This window comes from Micromonospora sp. NPDC050397 (assembly GCF_044901685.1).
In the GTDB taxonomy this organism is placed as follows: domain Bacteria; phylum Actinomycetota; class Actinomycetes; order Mycobacteriales; family Micromonosporaceae; genus Micromonospora_G.
Genome location: NZ_JBJDPS010000003.1, coordinates 905479 through 921406 on the forward strand (window position 1 = coordinate 905479; position 15928 = coordinate 921406).

The window sequence follows — 15928 nt, forward strand, 5'->3', positions numbered from 1 at the left end:
CGGAGGACGATTCCGTGGCATCGCACCGAGACGCGGCCGACGCTGGCGACCGATCCGGTGCCACTTCCGGCGGCGCGCCGAGCGCGGCCTCGATCCGGCTGGACGGGGTTCGCAAGCAGTACCCGGACGGCACCGTCGCGGTCAACGAGCTCAGCCTGTCCGTGCCGGCCGGCGAACTGGTGGTACTGATCGGCCCCTCGGGCTGCGGCAAGTCCACCGTGCTTCGCATGATCAACCGGCTGATCGAGCCCTCGGCGGGGCGGATCATGATCGACGACGAGGACGTCACCCGGGCCGACCCGGTCCAACTCCGTCGCCGGATCGGCTACGTCATCCAGAACGTCGGACTCTTTCCACACCAGACCGTACAGACCAACGTCGGCACCGTACCCCGCCTGCTCGGCTGGTCCCGGTCCCGCATCCGGACCCGCGCCGACGAACTGCTCGACCTGGTCGGCCTGGACCCGACGAAGTTCGGGCGGCGCTACCCGCACGAGCTCTCCGGCGGTCAGCGGCAGCGGGTGGGGGTGGCCCGGGCGCTCGCCGCCGACCCGGTGGTGCTGCTGATGGACGAACCGTTCTCCGCGGTCGACCCGATCGCCCGCGCCCGCCTCCAGGAAGAATTCCTCCGGTTGCAGGCGGAGGTGCACAAGACCATCGTGCTGGTCACCCATGACCTGGACGAGGCGGTACGCCTCGGCGACCGGATCGCCATCCTCTCCCAGGGCGGGCGGCTGGAGCAGTACGACAGCCCGGCCACCCTGCTCGGCGAACCGGCCTCGCCCTTCGTCCGGGAGTTCGTCGGCGCGGATCGGGGCATCCGCCGGCTGGCGGTCACCCCGATCACCCGTGACCTGCTCAAACCGCTACCAACCACACCGTCGCAGGATTCGCTGCCCCGGGTGGCGCTCGGCTCGTCGCTCTACGACGCGCTCGCCACCCTGCTCACCACCAACGCGGACGAGACCTGGGTGACCGAGGGCGGTACCCCGGTCGGCCTGCTCGACCGGCACCGCATCCTGAGCATCGACTATCCGGCCGACCCGGTCGGCTGAGAGCATCAAGGACACCGACGACCGACCGGGCGGGCTCGGCGGGCGGTCAGCGGCGACCGCGCCATCCGCCGAGGGTGGCGAGGCCGATCACCCAGCCGACAAAGAGGCCGTACCCGGCCCCGTCCATCGCCGCCCGGAAGGCGCCGAGCAGCGTCGGATCCGCCTGGATCAGCGTGGTGAGCAGCGCCGCGAAGGCACCGGCGAAGACGTACGACGCCCAGCCGGCGAAGAGCTGGCTGAGCGTGCCGCGGGCCCGGGCGAGTTGTGAACCGGGCAACAGATAGAGGAAGAGCGCGGTGAGCACGACAACCAGGATCGCCCTGAGGTCGGCGGCGATGACGTTCTGGACCGAGTCGTCGGAGTCGAACCGCCAGGCCGGCCAGGAGAGCAGCCGCAGGAACCAGCCACCCGCCGTGTTCGCGTCGGTGTTGTCCCGGGCCCAGTCGACGTACCAGGGGCTGCCGAAGACCAGGACCAGAATGAGTGCGGCGAGGGTGCCCGCACCGGTTGCGGTCTTGTAGCGATTGGTGAGAGCCATGCGGCGTTAGTTCCCGGTGCCCGCTCTGCGGCAAACCCGAAAGCCATTCATCCGTTCCAGCGGGGCAGGCGCATAGTCACCAAAGACATCTATTCGGTGAACGACCCGATAACGGTCAATCTCGGAAAGGTGGCTTTCCGGAAACACGACGGGCCACCATCGGCGACAGCTCCGACGGGGTCAGTGCCGCAGCAGATAGTCGATGAAAGCCGCGCGCAGCAGTGGCTCCGACTCGGGATCCGCGTAGCCGTGGCCGGTCAACTGCCGCCAGAGCGCTACCGCCTCGTCCACGGTCGGACCGACCGAGTTCGGTGAACCGTCGAGGATCGTCGCCTCGTCGGCGTTGGGCAGGTGGCGCAGCACCGACCAGAAGAACCCGACGTCGAGACGCTCCCGGGCCCGGGCGAAGGCGCGCTCCCGCAGCTCCTCAGTGGACAGCTCGTCGAGCTGCGCGAACTCGGACTCGTTGGGGCCACCGGCCGACGTTTCGGTCATGCTGCCGAGCCTAACCGGGACCGGCCCACCCGGCACCCGGAGTCGGTACGTGTCGGCGTACGGACCCCGGCGCCGACCAGCCTGCCACCGGCTCGGGTAACGCCCCGGTCAGCGCTCGGTGCCCCAGCGGTCGTCGCCCCACGGGTCGGTCCGGTTGGCCTGCGGCTGGTCCGGCAGCACCGAGGACCACTCGGGTCGCTCCGGCGGCTCCTCGCTCCAGTTCGCGCCCGAGGGGGCGGGTGCCGGGTCCGGCTGCCACTCCTGCCCGCGCTGCCCCGCCGACCGGGGCCGCCCGAGCGACTCGACCAGCCGGGTCACCACCAGTCCGGCGGCGACCGTCACGGCGGCGGTGGCGGCGAGCGCGATGTCCCAGTCCTGCGCGTTCTCGTACGCGAGGAAGAGGGTGAGCGTGGTGACCGCGAACAGGGTGCCGAAGACGCCACCCCGTCGCCCGTACGCGCTGGTGCCACCGACCAGGGCAGCGCCGAGCGCCAGTCCACTCCATTCGAGCCCCGAGGTGGGGACCACCCGCCCGGTCCCGTCGGCGGCCAGCAGCACACCGGCGAGGGTCGCCGCCACCATCGACACGATGATCGACAGGGCGGTGATCGTCCCGGCCACCCCGCCCCGGCGGCGTGCCGGATCGGCCACCGGCCGGAACCGGCCGACCACGCGCCGAATCGCCTTGATCATGCCGAGCAGGCCGCCCAGCAGCGCCAGCGCGGCAAAACCACCGAACAGGTAGAGAGCGTGCTGGCTCGGGTCGTAGTCGCCCTGCACGTCCACCGGCCCTGGACGCTGTTGGACAAAGACGAGGACGCCGAGCGCCACGGCGAGACTCGCCCCCCAAGCCGGTACGTGGAAGCCGACCACCAGCAGCGCCAGCACCAGTCCGGCGGCGACCGCCCAGAGCACCGCCGGGATCATGGCGGCGACCACACCCCGGTCGCCGTTCTCGGCGAAGTGCAGAGCGGCGGCGATCGCGACCGGACCGAGCGCGAGGTTCGGCGCTCCGGCCCGAAGCGTCAGGCCGGCACCCAGCGCGAGCGCACCCAGCGCGGCCCCGTCGACCAGCAGCCGGTCCAGCGCCGCCCCCGCCAGCAGGTCCGGGTCGGCCCGGTAGAGCGCGTACGCCAGCAGGCCCGCCACCAGCAGGAGCACGAACTCCCAGCCGAAGTGCACGCCGAGCCGGTCCCGTCCGGGTTCACCGTGTGCCGGGTCGTCGAAGACGTCGTCGAGCACGGCCGGTGACACTCCCGGGCGGACCGGCTCCATCGGTTCGGGCGCCTCGGAGAACTGGGCGGTGGTCGAGCCCCGGCGGTAGCCGCCGGAGTACTCGTCGGCCGGGTAGTCGGCGGAGTAGCCGTCAGCCGGGTAGTCGGCGGAGTAGCCGTCGGCCGGATAACCACCGGCCGGATAACCGGAGTCGGACCGGGTGGACCGCTCCTCGGGATAACGCCGCTCGTCGTACCAGGAGTCATCCCGCGCACCCGGACCGGCCGGCTCGGAGCCAGTCGGTTCGTGCCGCCGATAGATCGACTCGTCGTACGCCATGTCGCGCGCCTCCCGCGGTCGTCGTGCCGACCATCGGAGCCCCGCGACGGTCGCCGGGGCCCGAACCGGTCACAGCGCCGGACCCGACCCGGTGGCACTCACGTTTTCACCGGTCGCAGGCACGCTACTCGGATCCGGGAGCGCCGTCACCCCCTGCGGCCGGCGCAGACGTACGTCAGCCGCTCACCGCTGGCGGTCGTCGCCCTCGCGCTCGTCCTCGGGACGCTTCGGCACCCGACCGGACCGTTCGAGCAGCAGCGCCGCCACGACCAGCCCCAACGACGCGACCAGCCCCGCGGTGGCCGCCGGTACGTCGTTCCCGGCCGCCCTGGTCGGCTCGACCAGCAGCCAGGCGTCGACACCGGCGTAGAACCCGGCGAAGATCGCCCCGGCCAGCGAGGACGCCTTGGCCAGTACGACAAAACGCGCCACCGCGAGTGGCTCGACCGGGTCCCGTCCGGGCCGACGCTCGATCCTCGCCCGGGTGTCGACGGCGGCATATCCCTCCAGCACCGCCAGCGCCGCGATCGTCGCCGGCGGTAACCAGGGCAGCGGCGGGATGTCGCTGTAGAACAGGCTGATCAGCAGCCAGGCCAGGGCGGCCGAGGCCAGCGCGGCGACCACCAGGGTGGCCAGCCGGGTCGGGCCCATCCTCGGACGTTCGTCCGTCGGCCCGCGCGGCGGGGACTCCCGCTCGGTCACGCCCGTCTCCTCGCTGCGCTCGACACCACACCCGGCCTCTTCGTCACGTCGACTCTAACTGGAGATCCGGCCGGGCACGCACGTCCATGACGTCGGTGGCGACCGGCTCGGTGTTCATCAGATCGGTCAGCCAACCGTGACCCGGGAGCCGGCCGTACGGCTGGATGTCGATCCACGGTCGCAGGACAAACGCCCGCAGGTGTGCCCGGGGATGCGGCAGGGTCAGTTCCGGATCCGCGCTGACCACCGGTTCACCGCCGTCGGTCCACACCCCGACGACGTCGACGTCCAGGGTGCGCGGGCCGTACCGGCGATCCGGGTCACGGGTCCGGCCAGCGGCGTCCTCGATCGCCCGGGCCCGGTCCAGCCAGTCGCGCGGCCCCGCCGCCGGGTCCGCCGCCAGCAGTGCGGCATTGAGGTACGCCGGCTGGTCCGGATCGCCCCACGGCGGGGTCTCGTAGACCCCGGAGACCACCAGCAGTACGTCCCGCAGCGCCGTGACGGCGGAACGGAGGTGCCCGAGCCGGTCACCGAGATTGCTGCCGAGCGAGAGCACCACCTGACTCACCACTCACCTCCGCCGGGTCAGGCTGACGGCCACGTCGGCGAACTCGTGCCGGATCGGCGCCTGTGGCTTGTGTACGGTCACCGTCGCCACCGCGACCCGTGGGTCGGCGAGACAGGTTGCGGCGAGCCGCTCGGCGAGGGTCTCGATCAGGTTGACCGGCTCACCGCCGACGATCGCGACCAGTTCCTCGGCCAACTCCCCGTAGTGCACCGTGTCGGCCACGTCGTCGGAGCGGGCCGCCGGCCCGAGGTCCAGTTCCAGCACCACGTCGACGATGAAGTCCTGTCCCTGCTCCCGCTCGAAGTCGAACACCCCGTGGTGGCCCCGGGCACGCAGCCCGGTGAGCGTGATCCGGTCCGTCATCGGGTCGCCGCCGATCCGGCCAACCGGGGGCGCCCGCTGGCCTCCCAGACGGCGAGCGCGTCGGCGGTGCCGCGTACGTCGTGCACCCGTACCCCCCAGGCGCCCGCCGCCACCGCGAGCACGCTGGTGGCGATGGTCGCGGCGACCCGCTCGTCGGTCGGGCGCGGCTCACCGTCCGACGCGGCCAACAACGCACCCAGGTACGACTTCCGACTGGCCGCGAAGAGCAACGGAAAGCCGAGGGCGAGCAGTTCGGGGAGCCGGGCGGTCAACTGCCAGTTGTCGGCCGCCCCCTTCGCGAACCCGAGCCCGGGGTCGATCACGATCCGGTCGGCCGCGACACCCGCCGCCAGGGCGTCGGCGATCCGCTGGCTCAGCTCGGCCTTGACGTCCGTCACCACGTCGGTGTAATTAGCCAGCTCCCGCATCCGCTTCGCGTGGCCGCGCCAGTGCATCAGGATCCACGGACAACCGGCGTCGGCGACCACCCGGGCCATGTCCGGGTCGGCGAGCCCGCCGGAGACGTCGTTGACCACGGTCACGCCGGCCGCCAGCGCCTCGGCCGCGACGCTGGCCCGGTACGTGTCGATGCTCATCGGCACGCCGTGGGCCGCCAGCTCGCGGATCACCGGGAGCACCCGGGCCGCCTCCGTGTCGGCGTCCACCCGGTCGGCGCCGGGGCGGGTCGACTCGCCGCCGACGTCGATCAACCGGGCGCCCTCGGAGAACATCCGCAGCCCGTGCCGTACGGCCGCGTCCAGGTCGGCGTAGCGCCCGCCGTCGGAGAACGAGTCGGGGGTGACGTTGAGAACCCCCATCACCACCGGCCGGGCCGGACGGAGCAACTCGTCCGGTTCCGCCCCGGTCAACCGGACCTGGTCCGGTGGCGGGCTGGGCAGCGGTGCGGCGGCACCGGGGGTGCCGTGGGCCAACTCAGTCACGGCTAGACGTTACCCAGGGGCCCCGCGCGGACCGTGTCCCACCTGGGCGGTAGCTGGTCAAACGGACCGGACAACCGGGCCGTAACGGTGACACTCCGCTTGGCTTGTTCCAAGCAGGCACGGGCCGTACCCTTTGGAATTGCGTAACAGCCGGACGTAGAAGCTTGAGGAGATGGGCCGAAGCGGACCAAAACGCCCAGAAGCCGTCACCGCTCGCGGTGACGGCCGAGACGGAGGGTCAACCCGGCACCGCATCGCCGACCCCCTTGTTCGGCCGGGTTTGACAACTGCAGTGCCGCGACTCCGGTCGCCGCACCGGGGAGGATTCCGATGATCGCCATGGAGCTGGTGGAGACGGCGTGGGCCAGCACCACGCACGTGCTCCACACGGTCGCTCCCGTTCTCGCCGCCGAACCGGCACCTACGGGTATCAATACGGACGGTGTCGTCAGCTTCTTCGCCAGCAAGGTCGCGCCCATCCTGCTCGCCGTACTCGGAGTGATCTTCATCGGCCGGGCCAGCCGCGGTGAGATCTCGAAGGTACTGACCAGTTCGGCCATCGCCATCGTCGGCCTGGCCTTCATCGCCGGTGCCGCGACGCTGTTCTTCGTCGGCGACTACCTGATCAAACTGATCTTCGAGTAGACCGCGGAGCATCCAGATGCGGCTGCGCACCGACGACGACATCTACCGAGCCCGTCTGGTCTACCTCGGGCCGCCCGGTTACACCCTGCCGGTGCACCTGCCCTACGCCCAGTACGGCCTGTTCCTGCTGCTGGTGCCGCTCTACGTCTTCATCCACTGGCTGTTCACCCTCGAGGTCGAACTCTTCCCGGCCTGGGAAATCGCACTGGCGATCGTCACCACGTCCTTCATCTTCCGGCACGTCGACCCGGACCGGCCGGCTCGGATGGTCATCCGGACCGCGCTGACCGACTGGCGACGTACCCGCGAACCGGGCAAGGAGCAACGCGATCCCCGACTGGTCGCGACCCGCATCCGGATCCGGGAGGACCTGGCATGAGTAGGCAGCGGACGAGCGTAGGGCTCGGGGCGGCGGCCGTAGCGGCCATGCGGAACGAATCGAGGCGGCGCGTGCAGATCTGGTTGATACCCACAACGGGAGCCGTCGGGTCGGGCGAGGCACCGGCATGACCCGCCCCGCCACGCCGGGTTCAGCACACCCGGCCGAGGGTCCGGCCGCCCCGAGGGGTAACGGTACGCGACCGATCAGCTACGCCGAGCCGGATCTTGGCGAGGACGAGACCGTCAACGACGCGCTCGCGGCCACCCCGGGAAACGGTGGGGTGGCCGTCTTCCAGGCTCCCCAGCCGGGCCGGAACCGGCCCGCCGCCACCGGCCCCACCGCTGCCGCCAGCCCCGCGCCGGTCGACGGCCCCGACATCGACTCGCCGTTCCTGGACCTGTTCGGCGGCGCGCTGCCACCCCCGCCGTCGGTGCCCCGGGCACCCGACCGTCCACACCCGGGTCACACTGTGCCCGCACCGGCGGCGCACCAGGACCCACCGCCCCGTCCGGTTCCCGCTGCCCGCGGCGACGGCGAGCCGGTTCGACCGGCAGCGGAAACCCCGTCCCACCCGGACAAGGGCTGGGCCGCCCATCCGGCCGAACTTCCGGCCTGGGAACCCGACGAACTGCCGGAGCCGCCGGCCCGACCACGGCCGGTCGACCCGCTCGGTGGCGTACCCGCCATCGACCCGGCCCGCCGTCGGATCGCCAGCGCCCCGCCCAGCCAACGTGCCGTCTCCTCCACCGGCTCGGCCACCCGTCGACGCATCCCCGAACAGCCGGGACACCCACCGGTCGCACCGGAACAGCGCGCCCCGGCACCACCGGCCGAGCCGGAACCCGACGAGCGCCGTGAGCTCCGCCGGACTTCGGAAGCGCCGTACACCCGTTCGGGAGCCCGGCCGCCGGACGCCCGCTCGGCCCGTCTCGACCAGGACCGGGACACCGGCCAGTTCGGTCCCGACCCTCGACGGGCCGATCCCGGCCCCCGACCGACCGGCGCCGACCCCGGTCCCCGGCCAACCGGCCCGGACCCGCAGGAGGGCGGTCCGCACCAGCGGCAGACCGCTCCCGGCGCGGGGCCGACCCGGGAGAAGGGCGGCTCGAAGGAGAAGTCCGGCCGATCCCGTCGACGCGAGTCGGAACCGAAGCCAACCCAGGTCCGTCCACCCAAGGTGAAGTTCACCGACCGGGATCCCGCGATCGAACTCGCCATCACCGAGATCGCCGGACACCTGACCTTCACACCGAACACGGTGACCGCCTGGTACTGGTTGCCCGAGGTGCGTTGGGCGTTCCGACCGGACGCCGAGCGGGAGGCACTGCTCGCCGCCATCTCCGAGCAGTACGCCGGCCTCGCCGGCTTCCGGCTGCACCTGCGCCGCACCACCCGCCCCTTTCCCGCCGACGAGTGGGCCCGGACGGTCGACGCGCACACACCGCACCCGCTGCCCACCGTCGGCGGTGCCGCGAGTTGGTCCGATCACCTCGTCGCGGCCCAGCGGCACCTGCTCTCGGTCAACCACGCGGAGGGGCAGACCTACCTCGGTGTCACCTTCGCCCGCCGTTCCCTCGGCAACTCCCTCACCGAACGGATCCTGCGTACGTTCGGTCGTGGCGTGGCCGACGGGGAACGACGCAAGCTTGGCCGCACCGTGGAGCAGTTCGACGAGGTGCTGGGCGCGTTCGGCATGCGCGGCCGCCGAGTCACCGCGGGGGAACTCGAATGGCTGCTCTACCGCTCGGTGGCGCTCTGCATGGCGCCGCCCGGCACCCTCTCCCCGGTTACCAACGGACAGTGGGAACGCGGCGACCTGCTCGCCCTGACCGAACAGGTCGAGCGCTACCGCAGCCCGTACGGCTCCACGGTCAAGCTGGTCAACCGGATGACCGGCGAGGAACGGCACGTGGCCGTACTCGCCGTCGGCCGGATGGAACCCCTGGAGATCCCCGAACGGCACGAACCGTGGCTGCACTTCCACGAGCGCCTGCCCTGGCCGATGGAACTCTCCACGCGCGTCGACATCCTCGGCTCCGGTGACTCGTTCCGCAACCTCGAACACCGACTACGGATGATCCGCTCCCAGCAGCTCGACTACGCCGAGCACGGCATCGACGCACCGCCGGAGCTGGAACGCCTGGCCAAGCGGGCGCTGGTGATCGGCGACGAGATGACCACGGGACTACCGGTGGATTCGGCGCGGGCGCACGGCTGGCACCGGATCGCGGTGGGTGGTCGGACCCGGGAGGAGTGCCTGGAGCGGGCCCGTCGCCTCATCCAGCTCTACTCGCGGGAGCTGCGCGTGTCACTGCAGCACCCGAAGAACCAGGACTGGCTCGCCCGCGAGTTCATTCCCGGTGAGCCGATCGCCAACACCGGTTACATCCGGCGGATGCCGGTCAACCTGCTCGCCGCCGCACTTCCCCAGGCCGCGTCCACCGTCGGCGACCGGCGGGGCGACCTGATCGGGCGTACCGCCGGGACCTGCCGCCGGCCCGTCTTCCTCGACCTGCACTTCCCGATGGAGGTACGCGAGCGCTCCGGCCTGGCCGTCTTTGTCGCCGAGCCCGGTGGTGGCAAGTCGACCCTGCTCGGCGCCCTCGGTTACCTGGCCGCCCGACGCGGGGTGCAGGTGACCCTGCTCGACCCGTCCGGCCCGCTCGCCCGGCTCTGCTCGATGCCGGAACTACGACCGTACTCGCGGGTGCTCAACCTGACCGGTTCGGAGCAGGGCACCCTGGCGCCGTACGCGTTGATCCCCACCCCGTCGCGGTCGGAGTTCCCGACCGGTGCCGGCGGTGACCGGGAGTACGAGATCGCCGTCTCCAACTCGCGGGCCGAGCGACGGATGCTGGTCCAGGACATCTGCATGATGCTGGTGCCACCGCAGGTCGCCCGTGAGGCGTCCACCGCCACCCTGCTGCGGCACGCGGTCCGTCAGGTGCCCGCCGAGGAGACCTCCACCCTGGACGACGTGGTCGCCTGCCTGGCGACACTCGACGACGACGAGGGCAAGGAGCTGGCGAACCTTCTGCTGGACACCGCGGAGATGCCGCTGGCCCTGCTCTTCTTCGGCCGCCCGCCGGCCGGGCTCCTCGGCGCCGACGCCGCACTGACCGTGATCACCATGGCCGGGCTCCGACTGCCCGACCTCAAGATCGAGCGTGAGTACTGGTCGGCCGAGGAGGCACTCGCGCTGCCGATGCTCCACACCGCCCACCGGCTCGCCGTACGTCGCTGTTACGGCGGCTCGATGGGCTCCCGGAAGATGGTCGGGCTCGACGAGGCACACTTCATGGAGGGCTGGCGATCGGGTCGGTCGTTCCTGGTCCGGCTCGCCCGGGACTCCCGGAAGTGGAACCTCTCGGCACTGGTGGCCTCACAGAACCCCCGAGACATCCTCGGGCTGGACGTACAGAACCTGGTCTCCACCGTGTTCGTGGGCCGGATCGCCGAGGACGCCGAGATCGCCTCCGAGGCGCTGCGCCTGCTCCGGGTCCCCGTGAACGACGGTTACGAGGCCACGCTCGCCTCGCTGTCCAGCGTGGACGCGTCGTCCGCCGCCCGGCTCGGTTTCCGTGAGTTCGTCATGCGTGACGTCGACGGCCGGGTGCAGAAGATCCGGGTCGACGTCTCGTACGTCGAGGGCCTGCTCGACCACCTCGACACCACCCCGGCCAGCGCGGCCACCACACCGGCCAACCTGCCCATCTCCCTCGCTGACCTGGAGGCTTGACATGGCGCGGGCCGGCGTACGCAGCATCGGGTTCCTCCTCGCCCTCGCCGTGCTCGCGGTGGCGACCGTCTCCTGGCCGTTCTTCGGCGCCGTGGCCAACGCGTCCCCGTCGACCCAGGCCCCGGCGTACGCTCCGACGGACCTCTGCACCACGGAGGAGTGGCAGGCGGACTTCCGGACCTGCGTCGACAAACTCCAGGACGTCACGGGGGACACCGCGGACTGTCTGGATGCCCCCACCCCCAGCACCCCCGACTCCGGCCTCGCCGGATGGTTCGCCGCCCGTCCCGATTCCGTGAAGGAGGCCGGCCCACGCGGGCTCTACAGTGAGTACGGCTACGCCGGATACAGCTACGAGACCTACGACCAGCAGGGTGGTTGCGCATCCAGCGTGGTCAACCCGGCCAGTCTCGCGCTCACCAAGGTCGCCAGCGGCGAGTTGATGGCGGCGACCGCCATCATCGGCGCATCGAACGCGTTGCGGGAGCGCGCCTGGGATCCCCGGACCATGTGGGACTGGGCGAACCCCCTGGTCGAACAGGCGACGAAGGCGGTGTACGACAAGGTCTTCAGCGTCTTCGGCATCATCACTCTCTGTGTTGTCGGGCTCTATCTGCTGTGGCGGTCCCGGCAGTCCGAGATGAGCCACGCCATGACCACGGCGGGGTGGGCACTCCTGGTGATGGTCGCCGTGACAGCACTCGCCGCCTGGCCGGTGCAGTCCGCGAACGTCGCCGACAACGCCTTGATCACCACCTTGAGCGTCGTACACGAGGCGGTCGGTCCGACCCGGGACGACATCCCGCCAGAGGATTGCCAGGCTTTGAATCCTGCAGCGTGCACCGACAAGCGCCCGCCTGCCGTGCGCGCCAGCGATATCTCGACCGAGACCATGCTCTACCGCAACTGGCTACGCGGTCTGCTCGGCTCGGCCGACAGCGAGACCGCCAAGAAGTACGGCGAGGCGCTCTACGACGCGAAGTCGCTGACCTGGGAGGAGACCGAACGACTCCGGGCCAACCCGACCACCCGGGACACGATCTTCGAGGCGAAGAAGAACCAGTGGAACAAGGTCGCCCAGCAGATCAAGGTGGAGGACCCGGAGGCGTACGAGTATCTGCAGGGTGGGCGGGACATGGAGCGGATCGGCGCCGGCTTCATCGCCGCCCTGGCCGCCCTGCTCTTCGCGATGTTCGACCTGACCGCATCGCTGCTGGTCCTGCTCGGGTTCCTGATCTTTCGATGGGCGGTGATCGCGGCACCGGTGCTCGGCACGGTCGGCCTGATGCGGCCTGCCAGCGCTGGGCTGCGGCGGCTGGCCAACGCGGTGGTGGCAGCCGTGTTCAACATCGCCATCTTCGGCACCGGCGCGGCCATCTACCTCTTCGCCGTCGACCTGGTGATGAGCACCGCGACCCTGCCCGGTTGGTTGCAGGTGGTGCTCGTCTTCCTGACCGGCGTGGTGGGGTGGCTGCTGCTGCGGCCCTATCGGCGGATCACCCAGCTCGGCGGCAAGACCAGCACACGTACGGTCGACGCCGAGCAGTCCTGGCACCGCCGGTTCCTGCGCGACCTTCGCGAGTCGTCCCGGTCGGACCAGTCCGACTCGCCCGGCGACCAGTCCGTGCGCAAACGTCGCGAGGTGGTCGCCGAGCAGACGAACCTGCGGCCGGAGGCTCGGCTGGAGGACCCGTCCCACAACGCGGACACGCGCAGCGACGAGCGGCCGGACGGTCGGGAAGAGCCGGGCGGATCGGGCAAGCAGAGCGACGACGCACCGTCGAAGTCGTCGACGGCTCCCCGGCCTCGGCGTGGCGGAGCCGGTGACTGGACCGATCCGGACGTACCGGCCGAGGCGCCGACGTACGTGCTCTACCGGCCCGATTCGGCCAAGCGTCCCGAGACAACCGCCACACCGACCGCACCCCGGATCCGATCCGAGGCCAGGTAGCGGTGCGCCGCGCACTCGAAACCCTGGTCACCGGCATCCTGCGGTCCCGGCTCGGCGTCGCACTGGCACTCGCCGTGGTGGTCCTGGGTGTGGTCGGCGCGGCCCGGCTCGTTTCCGGCATCTCCGGCGACGACCCCGGTCTCTCCGGCGCGCCGGTCGAACCCATCGCCACGGTCGATCCGACCACCGGCAATGACGGCGTACTCGCCACGGAAGCGCCCCCGACGCCACGAACCAGCCCGGGCGCGCCAGCACCAGAGGAGGTTGCCCGAAAGTTCGCGACGGCCTGGCTCGCTCACGACGGGGTCCCGGCCGAGCAGTGGTTCGACAGGTTGCGTCCGTTCTCCACGGCGGGGCTGGCGGAACGACTCAGCGGGGTGGACCCGGCCGGTGTTCCGGCCGACCGGCTCACCGGCAAATTGGAGATCGTCACACGGAGCGAGGAGCTTGTCGAGGTGAACGTGCCGGTAGACGCCGGCACGCTGCGGCTCGAACTCGTCGCGCCACAGGGGCGCTGGTTGGTCGACGCGGTGGATTGGGAGCGGGGATGACTACGTTCCGGAGTTGGCGATGAGCGACGACCACGGTGAGCAGGGGTCATCCACCCGAGGGCGCCGGAAAGGGCTGCCGGCACTGGCCGTCGCACTGACAGCCGCACTGGCGCTGCTCTGCTGCACCGGAGGCACCGGCGCTCTGCTGCTCTCCGAGTTCCTCGACACGTCCGACGAACCGGTCCTCAACGCCTTCGGTTGCGGGCAGGACAAAGTGATCGAGATCAAGGACGGCCTGCCGATCGTGGAGCCGTACGACGCGGCACAGATGCGCAACGCCGCCGTCATCATCAACGTCGGGGCGCAGATGCGTGTACCTCCACGGGGGTGGGTGATCGCAGTGGCGACCGCGATGCAGGAGTCCCGCCTGAGCAACCTGCCTCATCTCGGCTCCAACAACGACCACGACTCGATCGGGCTGTTCCAGCAGCGACCGTCGCAGGGCTGGGGTACGCCGCAGCAACTGCTGGATCCGGAATACACCTCGCGCAAGTTCTACGACAAGCTACTGGGCGTACGTGGCTGGCAGGGTAAGCGGCTGACCGACGCCGCCCAACGGGTCCAGCGCAGCGCTTTCCCCGACGCCTACGCGAAGCACGAGGCGATCGCCACCCAGATCGTGAATGCGCTGACCAGGGGGGCCGCACGAGCCGCCGGAGGCGCCGTTCCGGTCACCGGCGCCGATCTGCGCTGCGCCGCCGGAGCGGACATCGCCGCCTCCGGTTGGACCCTGCCGATCCCGGGATCTGTCGGTTCCGGTTTCCGGACGGCCTCCCGGCCAGCGCACAACGGTGTCGACATCGCCGCGTCCAAGGGAACCGAGATCCACGCGGCGGCGAGCGGCCGCGTTCTGGTGTCCCGCTGCGATCCCGACCACAACGGCGTACACAGTTGCGATGTCGACGGTTCACCGACCAAGGGCGGCTGCGGCTGGTTCGTCGACATCCTGCACGCCAACCAGATCGTCACGCGCTACTGTCACATGGTCAGAAAGCCACTGGTGAAGGTGAACGACATGGTGGAGGCCGGGCAGGTGATCGGGTTGGTCGGCTCGAGCGGCAACTCCTCCGGGCCCCACCTGCACTTCGAGGTGCATGTCAAGGGTGACCGGAGCAGCCGGGGGGCAATCAACCCGGTGCCCTTCATGCGGGATCGTGGCGCGACCTTGCAGGGCAACGGATGAGGTTGGCACAACCAAGTTGTTCCGATCGGCGCGGAGTTCGGCGTGACCGGTGACGGCCTGCCGGACCCGTTCGCCGGGCAGCCGGATTGGGCACCTCGCCCACCCCGCCCGGTGGTGCTCACTCCCAGCGGGGAACAACTCGACCTACGTGGCAGGCGGATCCTGGTCGGTCTTCCCGGGCTCGGCTGGCGGGGCGACCTGCGTTCGGACGAGCGCGTGGTGCAGGGCAGCCGCACCTACGTGCCGGTGATCCCGGAGCACGAGTGGTACCGGGCCGAGGCCGAGCAGGTCGAGGTCTTCGCCCCGCTGGTGCCGGCTGACCGGGTCTGGGTGGAGACCCTCGGGGAACCGGCGCTCGACATGAGCATCAGGGTCCCGCCGACCGATGTGCTCTCACGCCTGGTCTCGCTCGATCGGCCCGCACATCGCACACCGCTCCCGGTGGTCGACGCGGACTCGGTCTCCGGGCGCCGAGTGGTGCACATGGTGGACACGGTCGAGAAGCGCGACCTTCGTGCTGTTACCGAGGTCTACACCAGCGCCGACGGAGACATCTGCGTCCGGGTGACCTCGGAACTCGACTGGTACCGCTGGGGCTGGAGCGGCCAGCCACCGACCACTCTGGAGATCCCGGTACACCTGCTCTGGGTCGAATAGCGCGGCTTTAGCAAGGGACGTCTCACTTGACTCGACTAGCTTCGCAGACTCGCCACTTGTCATGTCGTTCTGTAACAAACCGCCATGACTGACGATCGCCCTGAATCACCCGATTCACGCTGACCCCGATCGTCAGATCGACAAGAACTTCAGCTCTGTCACCCTGCTCGCGTACGTCTAACTTGCCCCATTTGACACGGAACGTGTTTTGGAACCGGTTTTCGCGTTCTATCAGGTCAGCGCGGAGGGCGGCCAGTTCGGCCATCTTGGACGTGTCGTCGCACGCCAACGCCTGCGCCCGTACGTCGTTCCGATCGGACATGTACGCCTGGAGGTAGTTGTTGACCGTGATGTCGGGCGCACTCTGGTCTGGACTGGTGTACCGGTCGTAGAGGACGTAAGCGACGCTCGTCCCGCCGAGACAGAGCACCGCCACCACGCTGACAACGATCGTCAGCACCGTACGGAGCCGGTGGCGTTTCGGAGCGGGTGGAGTCGCGACCGGGTCGGGGGTCTCCTGACCCGGCCTGGTGCGTTGGGCCGGTACCCGTGACACCTGGGAACCGGCGGGGGGCTGCACTGATTCCACACCACGAGGCTAGCG

General features: G+C 70.5%; 16 protein-coding genes. 8 read left to right on the top strand and 8 right to left on the bottom strand.

Going from position 1 to position 15928, the window contains the following annotated elements; all coding sequences use genetic code 11:
* Positions 1-92: 92 nt before the first annotated feature.
* Positions 93-1055, top strand: a complete 963-nt coding sequence (locus ACI2K4_RS15075; protein ID WP_404511839.1) for an ABC transporter ATP-binding protein — start codon at positions 93-95, stop codon at positions 1053-1055.
* A gap of 46 nt (positions 1056-1101) precedes the next feature.
* On the opposite strand, the gene ACI2K4_RS15080 is transcribed toward ACI2K4_RS15075, so the two are convergent.
* The 7 genes from ACI2K4_RS15080 to folP form a co-directional block, all read right to left on the bottom strand.
* Entirely contained in the window at positions 1102-1593 is a 492-nt protein-coding gene (locus ACI2K4_RS15080) for a hypothetical protein (protein ID WP_404511520.1), read from the bottom strand.
* Between the two features lie 180 nt (positions 1594-1773).
* Positions 1774-2088, bottom strand: coding sequence for a hypothetical protein (locus tag ACI2K4_RS15085; protein WP_404511522.1), 315 nt, complete (start codon positions 2086-2088; stop codon positions 1774-1776).
* 108 nt (positions 2089-2196) lie between these two features.
* The gene (locus tag ACI2K4_RS15090; RefSeq protein ID WP_404511524.1) at positions 2197-3642 is read right to left on the bottom strand and encodes an ABC transporter permease; all 1446 of its coding nucleotides are present in this window, start codon (positions 3640-3642) and stop codon (positions 2197-2199) included.
* A gap of 183 nt (positions 3643-3825) precedes the next feature.
* A complete protein-coding gene (locus ACI2K4_RS15095; protein ID WP_404511841.1) occupies positions 3826-4293 on the bottom strand; it encodes a DUF3180 domain-containing protein in 468 nt (155 codons plus the stop codon).
* A 94-nt stretch (positions 4294-4387) separates the two neighbouring features.
* The gene (folK, locus tag ACI2K4_RS15100) at positions 4388-4912 is read right to left on the bottom strand and encodes a 2-amino-4-hydroxy-6-hydroxymethyldihydropteridine diphosphokinase (RefSeq protein WP_404511526.1); all 525 of its coding nucleotides are present in this window, start codon (positions 4910-4912) and stop codon (positions 4388-4390) included.
* Positions 4913-4915: 3 nt separating this feature from the next.
* A complete protein-coding gene (folB, locus tag ACI2K4_RS15105; protein WP_404511528.1) occupies positions 4916-5275 on the bottom strand; it encodes a dihydroneopterin aldolase in 360 nt (119 codons plus the stop codon).
* The gene (gene folP, locus ACI2K4_RS15110) at positions 5272-6093 is read right to left on the bottom strand and encodes a dihydropteroate synthase (protein WP_404511843.1); all 822 of its coding nucleotides are present in this window, start codon (positions 6091-6093) and stop codon (positions 5272-5274) included. The genes folB and folP overlap by 4 nt, the downstream gene beginning before the upstream one ends.
* Positions 6094-6546: 453 nt before the next feature.
* Here folP and ACI2K4_RS15115 point away from each other — a divergent pair, with 453 nt between their 5' ends.
* From ACI2K4_RS15115 to ACI2K4_RS15145, 7 genes are all read left to right on the top strand, one after another.
* The gene (locus tag ACI2K4_RS15115; protein ID WP_404511530.1) at positions 6547-6861 is read left to right on the top strand and encodes a hypothetical protein; all 315 of its coding nucleotides are present in this window, start codon (positions 6547-6549) and stop codon (positions 6859-6861) included.
* Positions 6862-6877: 16 nt separating this feature from the next.
* A complete protein-coding gene (locus ACI2K4_RS15120) occupies positions 6878-7240 on the top strand; it encodes a hypothetical protein (RefSeq protein ID WP_404511532.1) in 363 nt (120 codons plus the stop codon).
* Positions 7241-7367: 127 nt separating this feature from the next.
* Positions 7368-10982, top strand: a complete 3615-nt coding sequence (locus ACI2K4_RS15125) for an ATP-binding protein (protein WP_404511534.1) — start codon at positions 7368-7370, stop codon at positions 10980-10982.
* Between the two features lies 1 nt (position 10983).
* Entirely contained in the window at positions 10984-12933 is a 1950-nt protein-coding gene (locus ACI2K4_RS15130; protein WP_404511536.1) for an MFS transporter, read from the top strand.
* 2 nt (positions 12934-12935) lie between these two features.
* Entirely contained in the window at positions 12936-13484 is a 549-nt protein-coding gene (locus ACI2K4_RS15135) for a hypothetical protein (RefSeq protein WP_404511538.1), read from the top strand.
* Positions 13485-13503: 19 nt separating this feature from the next.
* Positions 13504-14667, top strand: coding sequence for a peptidoglycan DD-metalloendopeptidase family protein (locus tag ACI2K4_RS15140; RefSeq protein WP_404511540.1), 1164 nt, complete (start codon positions 13504-13506; stop codon positions 14665-14667).
* A gap of 42 nt (positions 14668-14709) precedes the next feature.
* Entirely contained in the window at positions 14710-15324 is a 615-nt protein-coding gene (locus tag ACI2K4_RS15145; protein WP_404511542.1) for a hypothetical protein, read from the top strand.
* Between the two features lie 22 nt (positions 15325-15346).
* Here the strand turns inward: ACI2K4_RS15145 and ACI2K4_RS15150 are convergent, their stop codons facing one another.
* Complete coding sequence (locus ACI2K4_RS15150; RefSeq protein WP_404511544.1) at positions 15347-15784, bottom strand: hypothetical protein; 438 nt, start codon at positions 15782-15784, stop codon at positions 15347-15349.
* Positions 15785-15928 lie beyond the last annotated feature (144 nt).